Here is a 22,636-nt window from a genome sequence, read left to right on the forward strand (position 1 = left end):
GAATCGATGACTCCGGAACGCCGCCGACAACTCGCCTGGGCCAGCTACGACTGGGGCAATTCGGCTTTCGCGACGACGGTCATCGCCGGCCTGTTTCCGATCTTCTTCGAGCAGTATTGGGCCAGCAATCTCGATTCGGCGAGCCGCACGTTCTGGCTCGGCGTCGCGAGCTCGGTGTCGAGCCTGGCCGTGGTGATCCTCGCGCCGCTGCTCGGCAGCATCGCCGATCGCGGCGGGCTCAAGAAGCGCTTCCTGGCGGTGTTCACCGCGCTCGGCGTGCTCTCGACCGCGGCGTTCTACTGGGTCGGCCAGGGCGAGTGGATGATCGCCACCGTGCTGTTCACGCTCGGCTCGATCGGCTTCCAGGCCGGCACGAGCTTCTACGATTCACTGATCGTCAACGTCGCGAGCGATCGGCAGATGGACCGCGTCTCAGCGCTCGGCTACGCGCTCGGTTATCTCGGCGGCGGATTGCTGTTCACGCTCAACGTGCTGATGGTCCTGCATCCGGACTGGTTCGGGCTCGCGAACGCGGCTTCGGCCACACAGGTTTCTTTCTTGCTCGTGGCGATCTGGTGGGCGCTGTTCTCCTTGCCCTTGTTCCTGAAAGTGCCCGAGCAACGTACACGCGGGCACGGCGTGCTCGGCGATGTCGCCGCCGGTGTCGCGCAACTGCGCGACACCATTCGCGCATTGTCCAAGCTCAAGCCCGTGTGGATGTTCCTGTTCGCATACTGGCTCTACATCGATGGCGTCGACACCATCGTGCGCATGGCGGTGGACTATGGGCTCGCGCTCGGCTTTCCGTCGTCGAGCCTGATCACCGCACTGCTGATGGTGCAGTTCATCGGCTTTCCGGCCGCGATCGCCTTCGGCTGGATCGCGGGCAGGATCGGCACCAAGCGCGCCTTGTATCTGGCCTTGAGCGTCTACATCGGCGTGACGGCCTGGGCCTATCTGCTGCAGACGGTCGCGCAGTTCTATCTGATGGCGGCCGCGATCGGGCTCGTGCAGGGTGGCGTGCAGGCCTTGTCGCGCTCCTACTACGCGCGGCTGATTCCGCCCGACAAATCCGGCGAGTTCTTCGGCTTCTACAACATGCTCGGCAAGTTCGCGGCCGTGCTCGGCCCGCTCGCGGTCGGCTTCACGAAGCTGCTCACGGGCGATGCGAGGCTGTCGATCCTCGTGCTCGTGGTGTTCTTCGTCGTCGGCATGCTGCTGCTGTCGCGCGTGCAGGAGCCGCGTGAGCGCAGCCTTACGGAAGGGCTCTGACCGCTACGCGCAGCTCGCCGATCAGAACCGCGTCGGCCGCGGCTTCGTAGCGCAGTCGCAGGTAAAGCTCCAGCACACGCTGCATGCGCTGCGCGAGTTCGGGTTGCTCGCGAGCGACGCGCATCGCGAAATCGCGCGGGCCTTCGGATGGGGCGCGATGCAGGCCACGCCGGGCCAGACGCGCTTCGGCCAGCTTCCATTGCTCGAGCGCCGGGTCGTCGATCGCAGCCGGGCGCGCCTTCCACAGCAGCACGCCGCCGAGTAGCGCGAGCGAGATCGTCACCGCGGCCGTCAAGGCGAGCAGCATGCGACTGAAAGAGCCGAGACCGATGCGATCGAGCAGCTGCTGCTGCAGCTCGGTTCCATAGCCGAGCACGAAGCCGTTCCACTGTGCGTCGACCCAATCCCAGGCGCTTTGCGCACGCTCGTAAGCCGAGCGCCAGTCGAGCGAGCCGAGCAGGCCTTCGCGCTGATCGCCGTTTCGCGCACTGCTTTCGGAGAGTGTCTGCTCGACCCGGCTCGGTGATACCGCCGCGGTCGGATCGACGCGTATCCAGCCGCGGCCCGCGATCCAGACCTCGGCCCAGGCGTGCGCTTCGGACTGACGCACGCTGTAGTAGTCGCCGAACAGATTCTTCTGCGCGCCGAGATAGCCGGTGACGACGCGCGCCGGAATGCCGGCCGCGCGCATCAGGAACGTGAAGCTGCTCGCGTAGTGCTCGCAGAAGCCGCGCCGCGTCGTGAACAGGAACTCGTCGATGCTGTCGCGGCCGAGCCTCGGCGGTTCGAGCGTGTAGTAGAAGGCCTGCTCGCGAAACAGGCGCAGGGCCGTATCGACGACGGCCTGGTCATTGCGCGCGACCTGTCGCCATTGCCGGGCGAGCGCCAGCGCACGCGGGTTGAACCCACTCGGCAACGCGAGCTGCACCGCGCGTTCGCGCGCGCTCAGCGATCCGACCTGCAGCTTCGCATCGGGATCGGAACGCAGCCGATAGCGAAGGCGATCGCGCAAAGGCTGCTCGTACAGCAGCTCGTAGAAACCGCTGATGCGGCTGCGCTCGGGCAGCTCGCGCGCATCGGGACGGTCGAGCGCGAGCAGCCACGGCATGCGGTGCGCTTCGAGCGTGATTTCGTAGCGGTATTCGGTGGTGCCCGCTTCGGCCGTTGGCACGTTGAACAGACGCGATGGCGAACTCCAGGTCCGTCCATCGAAGGCCCAGAGCACCGGGCCGCGCCAGTAGCGCTGCTCGGGCGGCGGCGCGGCGCCCTCGAAGCTCACGCGGAACGCGAGTTCGTCCGAGGCCGCGAGCCTGGCGATGTCGCCCGGCGCCATCGTTTCGGACAGACCCGAGCGCGCGCCGCCCGAGTCGTCGGGCATCGTCCACAGCGGCCCCGGAATGCGCGGGAACAGCACGAACATCAGCAGCATCAGCGGCAAGGACTGCGCGATGAGCTTGCCGCCGGTGGTCAGTACGAGCCGCGCGGGCAGGGCGCCTTCGGCGTGATGCGTATCCGCGAGCACGGCGGTCACCGCCACGACGCAGACGAGCAGGTACAGCAGCGTCCAGATCTCCTGCGAGAACAGAAAGTGCGTGAGCAGCAGGAAGTACGACAGGAACACGGTGACGACGACATCGCGTCGCGCACGCAATTCGGTGAGCTTGAGGGCGAGCATGATGACGAGCAGCGCGACGCCCGCATGCTGGCCCCAGATGCGGCCATAGCTCGCGTAGACGCCGATGAACGCAGCGATCGCGAGTGCGCCCTTGATCGCGCCGTGCGGCATGCGCCACTGATACAGGGTCGCGGCGATGCGCCAGACGCCGATCGCGAACACCGACGCGGTTTCCCATAGCGGCAGGCGCAGCAGATGCGGAGCGACCACGAGCAGCATCACCGCGAGCAGGCGCCAGAGGCTGCGCTGCGGCAGCGGGTCCTTGCCCTCCGGCTGCTTCATGCCGGACCTCGCTCGGGGTTGCGCGCATCGCTGCGGCCGTCGAACAGGGCCAGCGCTTCGAGGCAGAGACTGCGATGCGCGGCGCCTGCGCTCAGCGGCAGCTCGCATCCAGGCAATCGCAGGCCATAGCGCGATCCGGCGACATCGGCATCGAGTACCCAGCGCGTCAGTTGCGACAGGCGCTGCTCGGTGTCGAGGTCTGCGAGCGCCTGCCAATCGAACCAGATCTCGGTGGCGACGCCATCGTCGAAGCGCTGTACGAGCGCCCGCCCGGTGCGTGGCAGGCTTTTCCAGTGGATCAGGCGCGGCGAATCGCCCGGCACGTAATCGCGAAAGCCCGCGAAGTCCTCGCTGCCGATGCGCGGCAGCGGGCTCATGAGCTGGCCTTGCGACGACGGCGGAGGCAGGCGCCCCGCCGCTGCGGGCTTCGGATAGACCAGCAGGCGCGCGTCGACCGCGAGCCAGGTCCAGGCTTCGAACAGACCCAGCGGCGCTTGCGTGCTGAGACGCAGCATCGGCGCCTGCAGGCGACCGCGCCGCGTCGTCGGCAGGCGCAACGCGAAGCTCACGCTGTCCTGCGCGGGCAGGTCGTGCCGAATGCCGTCGGTCTGCGCAGGCCAGCGTAGTTCGAGGCTCAGTCGCGGTGCGCGCGATGGGTTGCCGGCGATGAATTGCAAGGGCGCCTCGTCACCGGCGAATACCGCGTCGCCGCTCGTTCCGCCGAGCGAGCGCAGTGAAATGCCGACCAGATTCGCATGCGTGTGATGCATGCTCACGAACCCGAGCGCGGCGAGCAGGAAGGTCAGCGCGAAAGCCATGCTGTTCGAGTAATTGATCGCGGCGACGAGCATCACCAGCGTCATCAGCGCGAAGCCGAGTCCGAATCGCGTCGGCAGGATGTAGATGCGCCGCCGCTCGACCTGCGCCTCGCGCCTGAATGCGCCGGCGCGCCTCTGACCCCAGAATTCGGCACGCGCGCGCAGACCGCGCAAAGGATTTTCGAGCCGGCCGCCGCGCATGAGTCGGCGACGCTACGGAATGGCGACCGCGGCGAGCAGCTCTTCGGCCGATGGTGGCCGGGCAGCGGCGCCACGCTCGCGCGGCTGCAGGCGATGCGCGGCGACGGCCGCGAACACCGCCTGCACGTCTTCGGGCAGCACCGATTTGCGGCCGTCGATGTAGGCCCAGGCCTGCGCCGCGTGGCGCAGGGCGAGCGCCGCGCGCGGAGACAGGCCATGCGTGAATGCGGTCTGCGTCCGCGTGTGCTGCACCAGCGCGAGGATGTAGTCGACCAGCGCGGGCGCGGTGTGCACCTGCAGGGCTTCCTGCTGCAGTTGCAGCACGCTCTCGGCCTGCAGCACCGGACGCAGATCGAACAGCAGATCGCGCCGGTCGGGCTCGACGAGCAGCGCACGCTCGGCGGCGACGCTCGGATACCCCATCGAAATGCGCATCAGGAAGCGGTCGAGCTGCGACTCCGGCAGCGGGAACACGCCGACCTGATCGGCCGGGTTCTGCGTGCCGATGACGAAGAACGGTTGCGGCAGCGCGCGCGTTTCGCCGTCGACGCTGACCTGCTGCTCGGCCATCGCCTCGAGCAAGGCGCTTTGCGTCTTCGGACTCGCGCGATTGATCTCGTCTGCGAGCAGCAGCTGCGTGAACACCGGGCCCGGGCGGAAGCGGAAGCTGCCGTCGCGCGTCTCGTAGATCGAGACGCCCAGAATGTCGGCCGGCAACAGGTCGCTGGTGAATTGAACACGCCTGTACGTCAGGCCCAGCACCTGGGCCAGCGCCAGCGCCACGGTGGTTTTGCCCATGCCTGGAATGTCCTCCACGAGCAAATGGCCGCGAGCCAGAAGACAGCTCAAGGCAAGGCGCAATTGCCGATCCTTGCCGAGGATGACGCGGGACAGGCTGGCGAGGGCCGCCTGCAGATCAGCTGGCAGATTGGAGCTCATGTGGGTCCCGGGGCTGTCATCGCCGAAGTGTCTCATGCTGTCCGTCAGGTGGAGATGCAGGTGCATCGACTTTGGTCATAGACAAGGCCCTCGACCGCGCAAGCGGTAGGGCGTGCCCGATGAGTGCACTTTTTACCGATTGCGGCTACCAGCTGAATGAACGACCATTCAGCTCGAAATGAAGCCGCCCAGAACGAGAGGACCATCCGTGAATGCCGAGCTGCGATCAGCGCAACAGGCCATGCTGGATGCCGTTGACTACAGGAGCTGGCGCGACGCTGCGGCCGAGCTCGACCGCATCGAGGGCCTCGACGAGTGGAAGCTCGAGGAAGCCAGCGAAGAGTACGACTGGCGTCTGATTCGCAGCCGCCTGCGGCAGATCCGCCAGCTGCGCAACGAGCGCGATCCGATCCGTCTCGCGCACCACCTGCGCCAGGGCCTGCACTGGAATCTCGGCAACATCGGCAACCCCGAGCTCTATCGCGTCGCCCGCATCGGCACCAAGAAGCTGATCCACGATTACGTGCAAGAGGTCTGCGACGCGCTCGAATGGCTCGTCGAGGCCGAGGGCGAAAACTGGGCGCTCAGCGACAAGCTCAAGTTCTTCCACGACGTCGCGCTGAGCTACGGCCGCTCGGCGCTGATGCTGTCGGGCGGCGCGACGCTGGGCCTGTTCCACGTCGGTGTCGTGCGCGCGCTCTATCGCGAGGGCGTGCTGCCGACGGTGATGTCGGGCAGCAGCGCGGGCTCGATCGTGGCGGGCACCGTCGGCACGCGCAAGGTCGAGGATCTCGAAGACCTGCTCGACCCGCAGAACGCGTATTACCACTTCTGGCGCGTGCTGCCGCTGCGGCAGATGTTCAAGCGCGGCTCGGTCATGGACCAGACCCAGCTGCGCCGGGCAGTGGCCAAGAACATCCGCGACCTCAACTTCGAAGACGCCTACAAGGTGTCGGGACGCGTGCTCAACATCACCGTCTCGCCCGCGGGCGTGAACCAGCAGCCCAAGCTGCTGAACTACCTGACGCTGCCGTATCTGTTCGTGCGCGAGGCCGTGCTCGCGAGCTGCGCGGTGCCGATCCTGTTTCCGCCGGTCATGCTGATGACGGCCGACGAAACCGGCTCTCGCGTTCCGTACATGCCGCTGCTGCGCTGGAACGACGGCTCGCTGAAGTCCGATCTGCCGATGCTGCGACTGCGCCGCCTGCACAACGTCAATCACTTCATCGTCAGCCAGACCAATCCTCACGTATTGCCGTTCATCAGCGAACGCGGGCCGGGCGGACGCGGGCTGTTCAATTCGGCGCGCGACTACACCTATTCGACGGTGCGTTCGCAGGCGACGAGCCTGATCAGCTTTGCGCGCGCGAACCTGCCGATCAAGCAGCTGCATCGCCCGTTCGACGTCGCCACGAGCATTCTCGACCAGGACTATCGCGGCAACATCAACATCACGCCCGAAGCGAGCCTCTGGCGCTACGCCAAGGTGACGAGCAACCCGACGATGGACAACGTCTATCGCTTCATGCTCGAAGGCGAGCGTGCGGCCTGGGCGCGCATCGAGATGATCCGTACGCAGACCGCCATCAGTCTCACGCTCGAGCGCTGCCTCGAAGCGGTGGAGCTGCAGGCGACGCAAGGCGTGGGCAATCGCCGCACGGCGACCCGGGCTCGCCTGCACGTCGTGCGTCGCGGTTAAAGGCCCCGCCGCGTTTCGCTTGCTTGCGTAGCGAATGAGCGAGCTGTCGGAACTCGAATCGATTCGCCGTCAACGCGGCTACAGCCGCGTATTTTCATCTTCGCTCGAGAGCAGTTACCGGGCCACCAAGCGACGCACCTACCGGCTCTCGCGCAGCCTGTTGTTCGCGATCCTCGGTGTCATGCTGGCCCTGTCTCCGGGCTTTCTGCCGATCTTCCGCGTCAGTGACGCGGTTTTGTCGCCGCTGCGCCTCGGTGGGGTGGCGCTCGCGGCCTTGCTGTTCGTCACCGCCTGGACGACCTACTACCAGCGCGATCGCATCGTGCTCGTGCAGGTCCTGCAAAGTGTTTCGATCGTCGCGGCGGGTCTGGCGCCGGTATTGCTGCGCGGACTCGCGCTCGCCGGGCAGATGTCGTTTCCGACGGATCTCGTGAGCTCGGTGCTGATCTCGATCGCCCTGTTCGGCGGTTTCGGCTGGAAGCGCATCGCGACCGGGCTGTCGACATGCTTCGCGCTGACGGCCTGGCTGCAGTACGCGATGGCCGAGCCAGGTTCCGAAACCTGGATGCAGCTGTACTCGCTCGGAGTACTCACGCTGATCGCGGTCGGCGGCGTCTATGTGAACGAATACATCTCGCGCGTCGCCTGGGTCGCGAGTGCGCATGCGGCCGCGATGGCGCGCACCGATCCGCTCACGGGGCTGTCGACTCGAGCGGAGTTCAACCAGGCCTTTCTGAGCCGTCTCGCGCAGGCCCGCCGCGACAGGCGCCTGGTGGCCCTGATGCTGCTCGACATCGACCACTTCAAGCAGGTCAACGACGGCCACGGACATCTGTTCGGCGACGAGGTACTGCGCGCCGTGGGCGCGCTGATCCTGTCCGAGGTGGCGCGCAGGCCGCTCGATCTGCGCGTGCGCTACGGCGGCGAGGAGATCGCGGTGCTCTGGTACGACATCGAGCTCGCGAGCCTGCCGATGGTCTGCGAGCGCCTGCTGCGCAGCATCCGCTCGCTCGAGCTGATCGATCCGGTCTCGGGCGAGCGCGTGCCGATCAGCGCCAGTGCGGGCGTGACCTGGGTCGAGCCCGGCAGCACGGCCGAGCCGATCGCGGTGCTCCAGCGCGCAGACGAGCTGCTCTACAAGGCCAAACGCGAAGGACGCGATCGCTACATTCTCGGCGCGTTCGCCGAGTAGATAGCGCTGGCAAGCCCTAGGACTTGCGACGGTACTCGCCCTCTAGCGTGACCGGCTGCTTGAGATCGGGACGCGCCTTCGCCATGCCCTCGCCGAGGCGCACCGCGAGCCGCTTGCGCAGCCCGAACAGCAGCAGCGACAGTCCGACGATGTCGGACAGAAAGCCCGGCATGATCAGCAGGATTCCGGCGATCAGCACGATGAGTCCTTCGAACACGAGCCGAGTCGGCAGTTCGCCGCGCGCCACCGAAGCCTGCAGCTCGCGGAAGGTACGCAGGCCCTGCTGTCGGATCACCAGCACGCCCACGACGGCGGCGCCGATGATCCAGGCCGCGACCGGCCAGCCGCCGATGCGCTCGACGGCCTGCGTGACGAGCCAGGCTTCGAGCGCGATCCAGACCGCCATGATCAGGAACGGCATCTGCGATCTCGATCAGAGCGCCGCGATGCGTTCGCGCTGATCGCGCAGCGCGGCGAGATCCTGCTGCTGCTTGGCGAGCAGATCGCGCGCCTGCTGCTGCACGGCCTCGGGCGCCTTGCCGAAGTTCGGATTGTCGACGCGGGCCTGCACTTTCACGACATCGCTTTCGAGCTGCGCGATGCGCTTTTCGAGGCGCGCGATCTCGGCGTCCTTGTCGATCAGGCCGGCCATCGGCACGAGCAGCTTCATCGTGCCGAGCAGCGCGGTCGCGCACTGCGGCGCGTCTTCGGCGCCGAGCACGCGCGGCGTTTCGACACGCGCGAGGAATTCGATGCTCGCGGCCAGGCGCGACAGGCGATCGGCATCGGAGTCCGACGCGTTCTGGATCAGCAGCGGCAGGACCTTGCCGGGTGGAATGTCCATCTCGCCGCGGATCTGGCGCACGCCGAGAATGAAGGCCTTGAGCCATTCGATGTCGGCTTCGGCGGCTTCGTCGATCTTATGAGCTTCCGCTTGTGGGTACCGCTGAACCATGATGCTTTCTTGTTCCAGCGTGGCCTTGAACAGCCCGGCCGGTGCCTTGACCTGCTGCCAGACCTCTTCGGTGATGAAGGGCATCAGCGGATGCAGCAGGCGCAGCCAGGCTTCGAGCACGCGCACGAGCGTGCGCCGCGTGCCGCGCTTGGCGGCCTCGTTGTCGCTCTGCAGCGCGGGCTTGGACAGCTCCAGATACCAGTCGCAGTACTCGTTCCAGACGAACTGGTACAGCGCGGTCGAGAGTAGGTCGAAGCGGTAGTTGCGGAAGTGTTCGGCCGCCTCTGCCTCGACTTTCTGCAGGCGCGAGATGATCCAGCGATCGGCGGCCGACAGTTCGACCGGCAGCGCCGCGTCGAGGCCGGTGTCCTGGCCCTCGCAGTTCATGAGCACGTAGCGCGCGGCGTTCCAGATCTTGTTGCAGAAGTTGCGATAGCCCGCCGCACGCGCGGCGTCGAAGCGCACGTCGCGGCCCTGCGTGGCGAGCGCGGCGAAGGTGAAGCGCAGCGCATCGACGCCGACCGCTTCGATGCCCTTGGGATAATCCTTGCGCGTCTTGGCTTCGATCTTCGGCGCGGTCTCGGGCTTCATGAGGCCGGTCGTGCGCTTCTTCACGAGTTCGTCGAGCGCGATGCCGTCGATCACGTCGAGCGGATCGAGCACGTTGCCCTTGGACTTCGACATCTTGTTGCCTTCGGGATCGCGCACGAGGCCGGTGATGTAGACCTCGCGAAACGGCACGTCCTTCATGAAGTACTGGCCCATCATCACCATGCGGGCGACCCAGAAGAAGATGATGTCGAAGCCCGTCACGAGCACGCTGCTCGGATAGAACTTGGCGAGCGCCTCGTTCTTCGTCGGCCAGTCGAGCGTCGCCATCGGCCAGATGTCCGACGAGAACCAGGTGTCGAACACGTCCTCGTCCTGCTTGAGGCAGAAGCGCTCGTTGCCGCTCTCGCGCAGCTTGTCGTTGATGGCGTCGGTGCTGTCGTCGCTCGCGACCTTGAGCAGCGAGAGCAGGGCGAATTCGCCTTGCGCGCCCATCGACAAATTGAAGGCGTCGAAGGCGCTGCGCGCGACGAACACTTTGCCGTCGACGTCGTACCAGGCCGGAATGCGATGGCCCCACCAGAGCTGGCGGCTGATGCACCAGTCCTGGATGTTGTTGAGCCACTGGTTGTAGGTGTTGATCCAGTTCTCGGGCACGAACTGGATGCGCCCGCTCGTGAAGGCATCGAGCGCCGGCTGCGTGATCGCGGTGTAGCCACCCGGGCGGCCGTCCGGCTGCGTCTTGCGCGTGAGATCGACGAACCACTGGTCGGTCAGGAAAGGCTCGACGACCGCGCCGCTGCGGTCGCCGCGCGGCACCTTGAGCTTGTGATCGTCGATCTTCTCGAGCAGGCCCAGCGATTCGAACTCGGCGACGATCTTCTTGCGCGCCTCGAAGCGATCGAGCCCCGCGTAGGGCAGGCGCGAGAGCTGTTCGGCGATCTGCGCGTCGTCGGTCTTGTGTACGCCGCTCGAATGGAATTCGGCGTAGTCGCGAATCTTCGCGTCCGGCGTCAGCACGTTGATCATCGGCAGCTTGTGCCGGGCACCGAGCGCGTAGTCGTTGAAGTCGTGCGCCGGCGTGATCTTGACGCAGCCGGTGCCGAATTCGCGGTCGACGTAGTCGTCGGCCACGATCGGAATTTCGCGATTCACGATCGGCAGGCGAATGCTCTTGCCGATCAGTGCGGCGTAGCGCTCGTCTTCGGGATGCACGGCCACGGCGGTGTCGCCGAGCATGGTTTCGGGGCGTGTCGTCGCGACGACGAGATGGCCAGAGCCATCGGCGAGTGGATAGCGGAAATGCCAGAGCTTGCCGTTCTCTTCCTCGCTGACGACTTCGAGATCGGAGATCGCGGTCAGCAGCACCGGATCCCAGTTCACGAGGCGCTTGCCACGATAGATCAGGCCGTCTTCATGCAGCCTCACGAAGTGTTCGACGACGGCTTTCGAATAGCCCTCGTCCATCGTGAAGCGATTGCGGCTCCAGTCCACCGAACTGCCCATGCGGCGGATCTGGCCTTCGATCGTGCCGCCCGAATAGCGCTTCCATTCCCAGACTTTCTCGAGGAATTTCTCGCGTCCGAGATCGAGTCGCGCGGGTTCGCCGGCGAGCTTCAGATTGCGCTCGACGACCATCTGCGTGGCGATGCCCGCGTGGTCGGTGCCGGGCTGCCAGAGCGTGTCGTAGCCGCGCATGCGGTGATAGCGGATCAGCGCGTCCATCACCGTGTGCTGGAACGCGTGGCCCATGTGCAGCGTGCCGGTGACGTTCGGCGGCGGGATCATGATGGAGTAGGGCGAACCAACGCCGCTCGGCGCGTAGCAGCCGTTCTGTTCCCACCACTGTGCCCAGCGCGATTCGATGGCGCCGGCTTCGAAGGTCTTGTCCATGGGGCTCGTTGCGCCGCGTCGGCGCGGTGAAAACGTCAGAGATTATGCGTGGAGAGTTCGTAGCCGCGGTCGCGGTAGAACTTGAAGCGGCTGCGCGACGAAGCGCGGTCGGCGACCGTGGCCGGCACGATCTCGAGCACGCGATCGAAGCGCGAAAAATACAGCGGCACGTCCTCGCCGAGATTCACGAGGATGCCCAGATGCGATTCGGGCGGCTCGCCATCGCCGATCAGCACGGCCGGATGCGGTTCGCCGACGCTTTCGCCGCGGTGGCGTTCGTGCGAAATGAAGCTGCCCTGGTTGAACGTCCACAGGCTGCTGTCGATTTCATCCGCCATCGCCGGCTGCGTCACGCGAACGTAGACACGCGCCCCGCCGCGCGTGGCCTTCTCGCAAAGCTTGCTGATCACGAAGGCCGGGGCGGAGGTCCCGCCTTCGCCTTCGGGAAGGATGTAGAAATCGATGCGGGTCATGGGCGTGAGGCGTGAGGCGTGAGGAGTGAAAAGCTTTTGACGCCTCACTCCTTACGCCTTACGTCATGTCAGTCGTCCTTCTTCGCCGCGACGTTGATGAGGTACTGCACGATCAGCGGCACCGGGCGGCCCGTCGAGCGCTTGCCTTTCCAGGCGGTCGCCGCGATGTCGAGGTGGGCCCATTTCATCTTCTTGGCGAACTTGTGCAGGAAGGTGGCGCCGATGATGGCTCCGCCGCCGTTGCCGCCGCTCGTCGCGATGTTGGCGATGTCCGCGAACTCGCTCTTGATGTGCTCTTCGTACTCGGGCCACAGCGGCAGCTCCCAGACGCGGTCGCCGATCTGTTCGCCGGCCTGCGTAAGCGCGCGCGAAAGACCCGCGGTGTTCGAGAACAGGCCGCTCGGATAGGCGCCGAGCGCGACCACGCAGGCGCCGGTCAGCGTCGCCATGTCGATGCAGAACGAGGGCTCGTACTGCTGCTCGACGTAGGTCAGCGCGTCGCAGAGGATCAGCCGGCCCTCGGCGTCGGTATTGAGGATTTCGATGGTGATGCCGGCCATGCTCGTGACGACGTCGCCGGGCTTGTTGGCAAGGCCGTCCGGCAGGTTCTCGCTCGCGGCGACCACGCCGACGAGGTTGATCGGCAGCCCGAGTTCGGCCACCGCCTTGAACGCGCCGAGCACCGCTGCGCCGCCGCACATGTCGAACTTCATCTCGTCCATGTTCGCGGCCGGCTTGATGCTGATGCCGCCGGCGTCGAAGGTCAGGCCCTTGCCGACCAGGGCGATGGGTTTTTCGCCCTTCGGACCCTTGAAGTACTCCATGACGATGAGCTTGGGTGGCTGGCGGCTGCCGCGCGCCACCGACAGGAACGAGCCCATGCCGAGCTTGCGCATCTCGGGCTCTTCGAGAACCTTGACCTTGAAGCCGTGCGCCGCGCCGAGCTGCTCGGCGCTCTGGGCGAGGTAGCTCGGCGTGCAGATGTTGCCGGGCAGGTTGCCGAGGTTCTTCGCCACCGCGACGCCCTTGGCGATCGCGAGCGCCTCGGCCAGGCCCTGTTCGCCGGCCGGCAGGTCGGAGCGGCGCGGCACGTCGAAGGTCAGGCGCTCGAGCTTGTAGCTCGGCAGGTCCTCGCGTGCCTTCTCGCCACGGCAGTCGTCGAAGCGGTAATAGGCGTCCTCGAAGCTCATCGCGGCCTGCAGGACGTTCCACTGGAAGTCGCGGCCCTTGAGCGGCAGGTGCGTGAGGTAGGAGACGGCGTCGATCGAGCCGGTGTTGCGCAGCGCCTTGGCGCTCGCCGCGTTGGCCTTGCGGAAGGCGTTCTCGTCGAAGCTGCGCTCGCGGCCGAGGCCGACGAGCATCACGCGATCGGCGAAGGTGCCCGGCACGTTGTGCAGCACCAGCGTCTGGCCGAGCTTGCCGTCCAGATCGCCCCGGCGCATGACCGCGCCGATGGCGCCGTCGCTGACGCCGTCGATGACCTGCGCCGCTTCGGTCGGCGAACGACGGTCGAAGATGCCCACGATCACGCAGGAGACGCGCTGCTTCTCCGGATTGCCGCTCTTGACGAAATATTCCATCGCTTCCTCGGGCTGTAACCCTGCTCTGAAAGTCGGATTATGCAAACCTGAACAATCTGGCGGGAGCCCTTGTTTTCCATGGCTTCCCGTTCTCCTCGCCCTACCTAAGTCTGGTGCCTGACCGGCTTTGGCCGTTCAGCGGGCGCAAAGTGTAGCGATAAGTGAAGAATGTCCCAAGTCCGGGTGCCCGTACGTCCTCCCGATTGCGCCAGCGTTCGCAAAAGACAGCGTTCACGTAAACCCCGCATAATCGCGCCCTCATGAATGGCACCACCCTCGATCGCTATCTGCTGCGCGACGCCGCCGCGTCGTGGCTGGCGGTCATCGTCGTGCTGCTGCTGATCATGCTGTCGACGCGCTTCGCGAGCCTGCTCGCCGACGCCGCGGCCGGCGAGCTGCCGCGCGACCTGCTGTTCAAGATCGTCGGGCTCACGAGCCTGCAGTACCTCGTGATCCTGGTGCCGGTGTCGCTGCTGCTTGGCGTCATGCTCTCGCTGGGCCGGCTCTACAAGGACAACGAGGTCGCCGCAATGACCGGCTGCGGCGTGAGCCTGCTGCGCCTGTACCGTCCGTATCTCGTGCTCGGCGGCCTGCTGGCCGTGTTCACGGGGTTGCTGGCTTTCCAGATCGGGCCCTGGGCCGGGCGCACCGCGGATTACCTCGTCAAGGACGCGCGCCGCCTGATCCAGTACCTGCCTTTCGAGTCCGGGCGCTTCAACAGCGTGGCGGATGGTCGCGGGGTGTTCTACACCGCCGAGACCGACAAGGATCGCGAGAAGCTCAACGCGGTCTTCGCCCAGATCGAGCGCGGCGAGAACGGCATTTCGATCGTCATCGCCAACGAGGGCCGGCAACGGCTCAACACGGTCACCGGCGATCGCGAGATCACGCTCTACGGCGGCTGGCGCTACGACGGCCAGCCGGGCAGCAAGATGTACGAGATCGTGCGCTTCGACGAGTTCATGACGCGCGTGACGCCGCCGCAGTTCATCTATGCGAACAACAAGCGCCGTGTGCTGAGCACCTCGGCGCTGCTGGCCTCGAGCGATCCGCAGGATCGCGCCGAGCTGCAATGGCGCATCGCGGCCCCGATCTCGGTGTTCCTGCTCACGCTGCTCGCGGTGCCGCTCTCGCACGTCGGGCCGCGCCAGGGGCGCTACGGCAAGGTGGTGCTCGGGCTGGTGGTCTACCTGTTCTATTCGAATCTGATCGGCCTGGGCCAGTCCTGGATCGGCAAGGGCAAGATTCCCGAGGCCGTCGGGCTCTGGTGGATACACGCCATCGTGCTGGTCTGGGCGCTGGTGCTGATCGGCAAGCGGCAGAACTGGTGGACTCGCAAGCCCAGCGCGCCCCGGGCGGTGGCTGCCGCTTGAACCGCATCGACCGCTATCTGGTGCGCAACATCCTGACGCTGAGCGGCATCGTCGCGCTCGCGCTGGTGACCATCTACACCTTTACGAGCTTCGTCGCCGACCTCGGCGGAACCGGCAAGGGCGACTACGGGCTCAAGGAGCTCGCGGTCTACACGCTGCTGAACATGCCGGCCGGGCTGCACGTGCTGCTGCCGATCATCGCCATGCTCGGCACGCTCATGGGCCTCGGCAACCTGGCCGGGCAGGGCGAGATCACCGCGATCCGCGCGGCCGGCGTTTCGAACCACCGCATCGGCTATGCGGCGCTGATGGCCGGCGTGGTGCTCGGCGTCATGGGCTGGGTGATCGGCGAATGGATCGCGCCAGGCAGCCAGCAGACCGCCGAGCGCTACAAGAGCCGGGCGCGCTACGGCGTCGACGTCGGCGAGGCGAAGAAACCGGTCTGGTTGCGCGACGGCAATCACATCGTCAACGTGCGCAAGCTGATCGCCGAAGATCACGTCGGCCCGTCGGTGATCTACACGCTGGCCGACAACCTGAGCCTCAAGTCGATGATGAGTGTCGAGGACGGCCGGTTCGAGAACGGACACTGGACGTTCTCGAACGTGCAGCGCACCGAGTTCGAGGCCGATCACGCCGAAGTCAGCCGGCTCGGTCGCTACGAATGGGACGGCGGCCTGCAGCCCAAGGTGCTCAGGCTGTTCGTGCTCGAGGCGCGCAGCCTGTCGACGACGGGCCTGATCGAGCTGATCGCCTACCTCGACAACAACCAGCTCGATTCGTCGGAGCAGCGGCTCACGCTGTGGCGCAAGCTCATCGAGCCGCTGACGGTGATGGCGATGATGTTCTTCGCGGTGCCGTTCGTGTTCGGCTCGCTGCGCAACAGCGGCGCCGGGCTGCGGCTCATGATCGGCGTGCTGATCGGCGTGGGCTTCTACGTCATCAACGAAGTCACCGCCAATTTCGGTCAGCTCTACGGCTGGCCGCCAGTGCTCGCCGCGAGCGCTCCGACCGTCGCGCTCGCCTCGCTGGGCTGGTGGCGGCTCAACAAGGTCGGTTGAGCGCTCAGCGATTCAAGCGGCTTTCTTCGGCAACTCGACCACTTCGGTTCCGGCCGCCCAGTCGCACAGCGCCCGCTTGCGGCCGTCGAGCACGATCATCACGGCCGCGATGGCCGCAATGATCACGGAGACCGCCGTCGCCTTGCCGGCGTGCACGTGCGAGGCGATCTGCGGACTCTGCATGAGCGCCGGAACCACCACCGCGGTCCAGGTCAGGATCATCACGCTGTAGCGCACCGCCGCGATCGGCCAGCGCAGCGGAGAGCCGTCCGGCCGGCGCACCTGCAGGCGCCAGACGCGCATGCCGAGCGTCTGGCCGCCATGAATCCAGAACCAGCCGAAGAACAGCAGGCCGATGCTGAACTCGAGCACCTGCAGGGCCGCGAAATTGCGCGCCAGCTTCACGGCGTCGCGGATCATCACGTCGAACAGCGAGGTGACCATCCACAGCGCGACCAGCAGCAGGCCGTCGTAGATCGCGGCGGCGAGCCGGCGCCAGACCGGCGCGGGCCGAACGGTTTCGGACATGGATTGTGGGGATCGGATATGAAAAAGGCGGCGCATTCTAGCGCCGCCTCCGGCCGCATCGGCGGCTTCATTCACCAGCGCGCGAGCACCGCGCCCCAGGTCATGCCGCCGCCGACGGCTTCGAAGATCACGTTCTGGCCGGCCCGGATACGGCCGTCGCGAACGGCGATGTCGAGCGCGAGCGGAATCGAGGCGGCCGAGGTGTTGCCGTGCTTCTCGACCGTGGTCACCACCTGCTCGGGCGACAGGCCGAGCTTTTCGGCGGTCGAGCGGATGATGCGGATGTTGGCCTGGTGCGGAACCATCCAGTGCAGGTCGGCGCCCGTCAGGCCATTGGCGGCGAGCGCCTCCTGCGTCACTTCGCCGAGCACGCGCACGGCGTGCTTGTAGACGGCCTGGCCGTTCATTTCGACGAACGGATTGCCGACGACCACGCCTTTCTGGACCTGGCCCGGCACGCAGAGGATGTTGTTGAGCCGGCCGTCGGAATGCAGATGGCTCGACAGGATGCCGGTCTGCTCGGACGGGCGCAGCACCACGGCGCCGGCGCCATCGCCGAACAGCACGCAGGTGCGGCGATCGTTCCAGTCGAGGATGCGCGAGAAAGTCTCCGCGCCGACCACGAGCGCGCATTTGGATTGGCCCGAGGCAACGAACTTGTCGGCCGTGGCGAGCGCGTAGACGAAGCCGCTGCAGACCGCCTGCATGTCGAAGGCCGCGCCCTGCTTGACCCCGAGCTTGGACTGCAGGATGCAGGCGGTGGCAGGAAAGATCATGTCCGGCGTCGAAGTGGCGACGATGATCAGGTCGACCTCGTCGACCGAGGCGCTGGCCGCTTCGAGCGCGCGCTGGGCGGCCATGAACGCGAGATCGCTGGTCTGCTCACCGTCGGCGGCGATGTGGCGCTGGCGAATGCCGGTGCGCTCGAAGATCCAGTCGTCGCTGGTTTCCACAACCGCTTCGAGATCGCGATTGGTAAGGACTTTCTCCGGCAGATAGCTGCCGGTGCCGACGATGCGGGAATAGGGCATGGATGCGATCGGGATGCCGGCGAAAACGGGTCGCCGAGATCATTGTGGATACGGTTCGAGGGGCGACAGTTTGGCGGTCGGCTGACCCGAACACAACTTCCGCGACGGCTGCGGGCGCGGCTCCGGGCGTGTCAACCTGGGCGCCCTGCGGGCGTTGTAAGGAGGGGAAAGGGATTTCCGGAGTGCGCGCATGAGCGTCTGGGTTTCACCGCTTTGCCTCGCGATCGGCCTGTCGTTCGTGGTGGGTTTCAGCGCCGGATCGGCGCAGGCCTCGCGCTTGGCCGTCGACGGCTTGACCCCGCGCGATGCCTGGGCATTCTCGCGGCGCGTCGGATTCGATTCGGGCGTCGTCGGTCAGCCCGCGAGTGTTTCCAGGCGCTCCTTCGTCGAGCTCGTCGATGCCGAAGTCGACGCGGCAGCCAGACACACCGTGGCGGCAACCCCGCCGCCCGACTGGGTGAACGAGCCGATCGCCGAGCGCTTTCCGGATGTGGGGCTGACGCCGGAGCAGCGCCAGGAGCGCGTCAGGCAGCTGCGCCCGCGCGTGGCCGAGCTGCAGGCCTGGTGGATGCAGGAGATGCTGGACACGCCGACGCCGCTGGCCGAGCGCATGACCTTGTTCTGGTCCAACCGTTTCACGTCGTCGTTTCAGAGCGTGCGCTGGATGCAGCTGATGTACCGGCAGAACGTCATGCTCAGGCGCAACGCGCTCGGCAACTATCGCGCGCTGCTGCACGAGGTGATTCGCGATCCGGCGATGGTCACGTACCTGAACGGCCAGCAGAATCGCAAGCAGTCCCCGAACGAGAATTTCGCCCGCGAGTTGCTGGAGCTGTTCACGCTCGGCGAAGGTCATTACAGCGAGACCGACATCCAGCAGGCGGCGCGGGCCTTCACCGGCTGGAAAGTGGTGCCGCCCGGGATCGCCGAACTCAATCCGCGCCAGTTCGACGAGGGCCGCAAGAGCTTTCTCGGCCGGAGCGGCAATTTCGATGGCGACGATATCGTCGACCTCATCCTCGAGCAGCCGCGAGCGGCCGAATTCGTGGTCGAGAATCTCTGGCGCGAGTTCGTTTCGCCGACGCCGGATGCGCGGGCGGTCGCCGGGCTCGCCCGGGATTTTCGCCGCGACTGGGAGATCGCCCCGCTGCTCAAGGCCCTGTTCAAGCAGCCGGCTTTCATCGAGCAGGCGCGCGTCGGCTCGCTCGTGAAGTCGCCGGTCGAACTCGTCGTCGGCACCGCTCGCGGCCTGCGGTTGCCGATCCCGCCGAGGCAGCTCGCCCGCGCGGCCGATCGCATGGGCCAGCGCTTGTTCGGGCCACCGAACGTGAAGGGCTGGCCGGGCGGCGAAGAGTGGATCACGAGCAACTGGCTGTTGGAACGGCGCAACTTCGTGCTGATGATCACGGGCGATGTGCCGACGCCCGGCGAGCGCGAAACCGCCGGACCGTCGACCGCCCCGGACGACGACGGGATGGTGATGGCCGAAAAGCCTGCAGAGCGTCCCAGGCGCCCGCAGATGCTCCAGTTGCAACGCCAGTTCGGTGCGATCGCCGAAGAGCTGCCGCCGCGTGGACCCGAAACCCAGCTGCTCGCGCTCGCGCCCGTACAGCCGCCCGTCGAAGGCGCCAAGCCGCCGGATCGCCTGCAGGCCTGGCTGCTCGATCCGGTCTATCAGCTGAAATAGGAGCGCGCCATGAACCGCCGCGACTGTCTCAAGAGCGCTTTGCTTGCCCCATTGCTCAGCCTGCCATCGGCCGGATTCGCCGCCGAGACCGGCCCGGATATCCGCCGCCTGCTGCTGATCGAACTCAACGGCGGCAACGACGGGCTCAACACCGTGATCCCGTATGCCGATCCGCTCTACGCCCAGCTGCGACCGAAGATTGCGATCCCGCGCGATTCGGTGCTGCAGCTCGACGAGCGCACCGGGCTGCATCCGGAGCTGGAAAACCTCATGCCGATGTTCAGGGGCGGCGAGCTCGCGATCGTCCAGGGCGTCGGCTATACGCCGGCCAATCGCTCGCATTTCCGTTCGATCGAAATCTGGGACACGGCGACCGACCCGAACGTGCTCGGCGACGAGGGCTGGCTGTCGCGGCTCGACGTCAGGCGCCAGTTCGGCCGCCCGTTCGCGGCCGATGCGATCGTGATCGGCCGCAATCCGAAGCCGGTCAGCGGGCCGGGCATGCAGCCGGTGGTGATGGCCGATTCGGCGAGCTTCGTTTCCGAATCCGCCGGCGTGCAGGCCCTGCAAAGCCGGAGCGGAAACGCGGCGCTCAGGCGCATCCTGAGCGTGCAGCGCGACATCGAATCGGCGAGTCACGGCCTGACCGCAAACCGCCCGCATCCAGCTGGCGAATTCCCGCAAGGCGCTTTCGGCCGCGACGCACGCGAAGCCGCGCGCCTGCTGATCGGCGATCCGGCCACGCCGATCGTGAAGATCGCGCTGACCGGCTTCGATACGCACGTGAACCAGCCGCAGCGCCAACAGGCTCTGCTGCGCCAGCTCGGCGACACGCTCGCCGCGCTCAAGCAGGCTTTCACTGCGGCCGGCATCTGGGATCAGGTGCTGATCGTGACCTACTCGGAATTCGGACGGCGCGCGCAGCAGAACGCGAGCAATGGCACCGATCACGGCAAGGCGGCTCCGCATTTCGTGCTCGGTGGGCGCGTCAAAGGCGGTTTGCTCGGTGAGCGGCCGAATTTGGCGGCGCTGGACGAAGGCGATGTTCCGGCGACGACGGATTTCCGCTCGCTCTACAACGGCGTGCTCGGAGGCTGGTGGAGCGTCGGCAGCAGCAGCCTGTTCGAACCGCAGGCGCACAAGCCGCTCGCGATCGTTTGAGGCTCGTCGCTCAATCCGTGTCAACGCGGTTCGGGTTTCCACGTTGTAGGTCGCATGGAGAGTGTTTCACTTGCAATGAACAGGAGAGTTCTCATGATGATCCGAACCGCAGCTCGCTCGATACTGATCGCCGCCCTGGCCGCCACGTCGAGTCTTTCCGTTTCGCCGGCTTTCGCCGAGGACGCGGGCGACCGCGTCGACCAGCGACTCGATCAGCGCGGAGAGCGCATCGATCGGCGCCTCGATGCCCGCGGCGAACGCCAGGACGATCGGCTGGACCGCAGGGGTGACGTCGCGGAGAACCGGCTCGATCGCGCGGCCGACCGCTCCGAGGATCGCGGCAACGAAGTCCGCGCCGATCGCCTGGAGAACAAGGGCGATCGCATCGACCAGCGGCTCGACGCTCGCGGCGACCGCCGCGAGCAGAAGCTCGACCATCGTGGCGACGTCGCCGAGCGGCGTCTCGACAACAAGGGCGATCGCGTCGAGGACCGCTATGACCGCCGCAACGAGCGCCGTCAGCGCTGAGTCGCTCAGCGCCGGGCCGAGGCCGGCCTACACTGCGCAGGTGCAGAACCGCTCGCAGACCCTCGACGCCTTTCTCGCCGGAGTGGAGCGGCGTGCCTTCCGCATGGCCGAAATCGCCACGCGCGATCGCGACGAGGCGCTCGACATCGTGCAGGACTCGATGATGCAGCTGGCCCGGCGCTACGCCGACAAGCCGGCTCAGGATTGGCCGCCGCTGTTCTATCGCATCCTCGAAAACCGCATTCGCGACTGGCAGCGCCGTCAGGCGATTCACCGTCGCCTGTTTTTCTGGCGCGATTCCGCGATCGACACGGACGATGACGGGCGCGAGGCGCTGATCGAACGCATCGCCGACGAAACACGGCCCGATCAGGCCGAGCATTTGCAACAGCGCGAGTCGATGCAGGTGCTCGAATCGGCCTTGCGCGCGCTGCCGACGCGCCAGCGCGAAGCCTTCGAGCTGCGCATCTGGCAGGGTTTGTCGGTGGAACAGACCGCGCAGGCGATGGGCTGCACGGATGGCAGCGTGAAGACGCATCTGTCGCGCGCCTTGCAGGCGCTGCGGGCTCGTTTGGATGGAGTGTGGCGATGAGTGAGGAAACGCAGGGCAAGGATCGGCAGGCGGGCGGCGAGGGTGCTTTCGCCGATGCGCTGCGCGATCGGCTACGCGACTCCGAAGCACTCGATTACGTCACCGCGTCGAAGCTTGCGGCGGCGCGCAAGCGGGCGCTCGAGCCGGCTTTCACGTCCTGGCGCTGGTGGCTCGCGAGCGGTGGCAGTGTCGCGGCTGCGGCGCTCGTCGCGATGCTGATGTTCGGGGCGCCCAGGCAGCAGGCGATGCACGAGCCGGTCGAAGTTTCAGCGGCCGATGCGCTCGACCTCATGACCGACGAGGAGGACGCGGATTTCTACGAAGACCTCGATCTCTATCGCTGGCTTTCCGAAGCGCCGGCCGGCGACCCCGACGCCCATGTTTGAGGCGCTGATTTTCGTCGTCGGCGCGCAGGCCGCTGCTCAGTCGGCGCAGGCGCCTTCGCCGCCGGCGGAATTGCTCGAATTCCTCGGCGACTGGTCCGAGCAGGATGCCGAACTGCTCGACGAAGACCCCAGCCATGTTCCCGCCACACCACGCCCGCAGCGCCGTCGCTTGCGGCTGGAAGAGACGCAAGATGAAGCCCATTCCGATGCGCAAACCGATCGTTGAAACCTGCATCGCCGTGGCCCTGCTGCTGTTTGCGCCCGCGCTGTGGGCGGCTCCGGCCTGGAATGAGCTCGATCCGAAGCAGAAAGAACTGCTCGCGCCGGTGCAATCGAACTGGGATTCAATGCCCGAAGCCCGGCGCGAACGCCTGCTCAAGGGCGCGGATCGCTGGGAAAAGATGGACCCGGAGCAGCGCGAACGCGCCAGGACGCGCCTGCAGCGCTGGCAGAAGATGACGCCCGAGCAGCGCCGCTTCGTCATCGAGCGGCGCGAGCAGTTTCGCCAGATGAGCCCGCAGGAGCGCGAGCGCGTCCGCTCGCGCTATGCACAGATCAAGACGCTGCCCAAAGAGGATCGGCAGCGCATCCGCCAGCGTTTCCAGGAGCTCAGCAGGCAACCCGGTGGAATCGACAATGCCTGCCCGGGTGACGCGGATCAGCGGCTCGATTGCCTGGGGGTGCCGAAAGCGCCTTGAGGTGAGGCGTGGCGTCGTTTGTTACTGTATCGGCCGCGTCCGCTCGAGGAATCGAGCCGGCCG

At 66.5% G+C, this 22,636-nt stretch carries 21 protein-coding genes; 12 read left to right on the forward strand and 9 right to left on the reverse strand.

Annotated elements, in window-relative coordinates; all coding sequences use genetic code 11:
• The first annotated feature begins 6 nt into the window (after positions 1–6).
• On the forward strand, positions 7–1,272 hold the full coding sequence (locus AC3WUM_RS15830) for an MFS transporter (RefSeq protein ID WP_492411269.1): 1,266 nt from the start codon (positions 7–9) through the stop codon (positions 1,270–1,272).
• Here the strand turns inward: AC3WUM_RS15830 and AC3WUM_RS15835 are convergent.
• From AC3WUM_RS15835 to AC3WUM_RS15845, 3 genes are read right to left on the reverse strand one after another with little or no spacing between them, the layout of a single operon-like run.
• A complete protein-coding gene (locus AC3WUM_RS15835) occupies positions 1,256–3,229 on the reverse strand; it encodes a transglutaminase TgpA family protein (RefSeq protein WP_492411270.1) in 1,974 nt (657 codons plus the stop codon). The genes AC3WUM_RS15830 and AC3WUM_RS15835 overlap by 17 nt on opposite strands.
• Positions 3,226–4,221, reverse strand: a complete 996-nt coding sequence (locus AC3WUM_RS15840; RefSeq protein WP_492411271.1) for a DUF58 domain-containing protein — start codon at positions 4,219–4,221, stop codon at positions 3,226–3,228. Before AC3WUM_RS15840 ends, AC3WUM_RS15835 begins: the two co-directional genes overlap by 4 nt.
• Before the next feature lie 39 nt (positions 4,222–4,260).
• Positions 4,261–5,187 carry an AAA family ATPase gene (locus AC3WUM_RS15845; RefSeq protein WP_492411272.1) on the reverse strand — a complete coding sequence of 309 codons (927 nt, stop codon included), beginning with the start codon at positions 5,185–5,187 and terminating at the stop codon, positions 4,261–4,263.
• Positions 5,188–5,365: 178 nt separating this feature from the next.
• Between AC3WUM_RS15845 and AC3WUM_RS15850 the strand changes: the two genes are divergently transcribed.
• Both AC3WUM_RS15850 and AC3WUM_RS15855 read left to right on the forward strand, forming a co-directional pair.
• Entirely contained in the window at positions 5,366–6,886 is a 1,521-nt protein-coding gene (locus AC3WUM_RS15850; RefSeq protein ID WP_492411273.1) for a DUF3336 domain-containing protein, read from the forward strand.
• 34 nt (positions 6,887–6,920) lie between these two features.
• Positions 6,921–8,078 (forward strand): GGDEF domain-containing protein, encoded by a 1,158-nt coding sequence (locus tag AC3WUM_RS15855; protein WP_492411274.1) that lies wholly within the window; start codon positions 6,921–6,923, stop codon positions 8,076–8,078.
• A gap of 16 nt (positions 8,079–8,094) precedes the next feature.
• On the opposite strand, the gene AC3WUM_RS15860 is transcribed toward AC3WUM_RS15855, so the two are convergent.
• The 4 genes from AC3WUM_RS15860 to AC3WUM_RS15875 form a co-directional block, all read right to left on the reverse strand.
• Positions 8,095–8,499, reverse strand: coding sequence for an FxsA family protein (locus AC3WUM_RS15860; RefSeq protein ID WP_492411275.1), 405 nt, complete (start codon positions 8,497–8,499; stop codon positions 8,095–8,097).
• 12 nt (positions 8,500–8,511) lie between these two features.
• Complete coding sequence (locus AC3WUM_RS15865; RefSeq protein WP_492411276.1) at positions 8,512–11,475, reverse strand: valine--tRNA ligase; 2,964 nt, start codon at positions 11,473–11,475, stop codon at positions 8,512–8,514.
• A gap of 35 nt (positions 11,476–11,510) precedes the next feature.
• Positions 11,511–11,948 carry a DNA polymerase III subunit chi gene (locus tag AC3WUM_RS15870; protein ID WP_492411277.1) on the reverse strand — a complete coding sequence of 146 codons (438 nt, stop codon included), beginning with the start codon at positions 11,946–11,948 and terminating at the stop codon, positions 11,511–11,513.
• 68 nt (positions 11,949–12,016) lie between these two features.
• Entirely contained in the window at positions 12,017–13,528 is a 1,512-nt protein-coding gene (locus AC3WUM_RS15875; RefSeq protein WP_492411278.1) for a leucyl aminopeptidase, read from the reverse strand.
• A gap of 260 nt (positions 13,529–13,788) precedes the next feature.
• On the opposite strand from AC3WUM_RS15875, the gene lptF reads away from it, so the two are divergent.
• Both lptF and lptG read left to right on the forward strand, forming a co-directional pair.
• Positions 13,789–14,901, forward strand: coding sequence for an LPS export ABC transporter permease LptF (gene lptF / locus AC3WUM_RS15880; protein ID WP_492411279.1), 1,113 nt, complete (start codon positions 13,789–13,791; stop codon positions 14,899–14,901).
• Positions 14,898–15,962, forward strand: a complete 1,065-nt coding sequence (gene lptG / locus AC3WUM_RS15885; protein WP_492411280.1) for an LPS export ABC transporter permease LptG — start codon at positions 14,898–14,900, stop codon at positions 15,960–15,962. Before lptF ends, lptG begins: the two co-directional genes overlap by 4 nt.
• Before the next feature lie 12 nt (positions 15,963–15,974).
• On the opposite strand, the gene AC3WUM_RS15890 is transcribed toward lptG, so the two are convergent.
• Together AC3WUM_RS15890 and AC3WUM_RS15895 are read right to left on the reverse strand one after the other, a co-directional pair.
• A complete protein-coding gene (locus tag AC3WUM_RS15890) occupies positions 15,975–16,490 on the reverse strand; it encodes an RDD family protein (RefSeq protein ID WP_492411281.1) in 516 nt (171 codons plus the stop codon).
• Positions 16,491–16,561: 71 nt separating this feature from the next.
• Positions 16,562–17,521, reverse strand: coding sequence for a beta-ketoacyl-ACP synthase III (locus AC3WUM_RS15895; RefSeq protein WP_492411282.1), 960 nt, complete (start codon positions 17,519–17,521; stop codon positions 16,562–16,564).
• A 190-nt stretch (positions 17,522–17,711) separates the two neighbouring features.
• Between AC3WUM_RS15895 and AC3WUM_RS15900 the strand changes: the two genes are divergently transcribed.
• The 7 genes from AC3WUM_RS15900 (at position 17,712) to AC3WUM_RS15930 (ending at position 22,573) form a co-directional block, all read left to right on the forward strand.
• Positions 17,712–19,208 (forward strand): DUF1800 domain-containing protein, encoded by a 1,497-nt coding sequence (locus AC3WUM_RS15900; protein WP_492411283.1) that lies wholly within the window; start codon positions 17,712–17,714, stop codon positions 19,206–19,208.
• 9 nt (positions 19,209–19,217) lie between these two features.
• On the forward strand, positions 19,218–20,369 hold the full coding sequence (locus AC3WUM_RS15905; RefSeq protein WP_492411284.1) for a DUF1501 domain-containing protein: 1,152 nt from the start codon (positions 19,218–19,220) through the stop codon (positions 20,367–20,369).
• 93 nt (positions 20,370–20,462) lie between these two features.
• Positions 20,463–20,897 carry a hypothetical protein gene (locus AC3WUM_RS15910; RefSeq protein ID WP_492411285.1) on the forward strand — a complete coding sequence of 145 codons (435 nt, stop codon included), beginning with the start codon at positions 20,463–20,465 and terminating at the stop codon, positions 20,895–20,897.
• The gene (locus tag AC3WUM_RS15915; protein ID WP_492411286.1) at positions 20,866–21,489 is read left to right on the forward strand and encodes an RNA polymerase sigma factor; all 624 of its coding nucleotides are present in this window, start codon (positions 20,866–20,868) and stop codon (positions 21,487–21,489) included. Before AC3WUM_RS15910 ends, AC3WUM_RS15915 begins: the two co-directional genes overlap by 32 nt.
• On the forward strand, positions 21,486–21,875 hold the full coding sequence (locus AC3WUM_RS15920; protein WP_492411287.1) for a hypothetical protein: 390 nt from the start codon (positions 21,486–21,488) through the stop codon (positions 21,873–21,875). The genes AC3WUM_RS15915 and AC3WUM_RS15920 overlap by 4 nt, the downstream gene beginning before the upstream one ends.
• Positions 21,868–22,101, forward strand: coding sequence for a hypothetical protein (locus AC3WUM_RS15925; protein WP_492411288.1), 234 nt, complete (start codon positions 21,868–21,870; stop codon positions 22,099–22,101). The genes AC3WUM_RS15920 and AC3WUM_RS15925 overlap by 8 nt, the downstream gene beginning before the upstream one ends.
• Positions 22,067–22,573 carry a DUF3106 domain-containing protein gene (locus AC3WUM_RS15930; protein ID WP_492411289.1) on the forward strand — a complete coding sequence of 169 codons (507 nt, stop codon included), beginning with the start codon at positions 22,067–22,069 and terminating at the stop codon, positions 22,571–22,573. The genes AC3WUM_RS15925 and AC3WUM_RS15930 overlap by 35 nt, the downstream gene beginning before the upstream one ends.
• Positions 22,574–22,636 lie beyond the last annotated feature (63 nt).

The sequence above is a fragment of the Hydrocarboniphaga sp. FW305-C-57 genome (assembly GCF_058783045.1).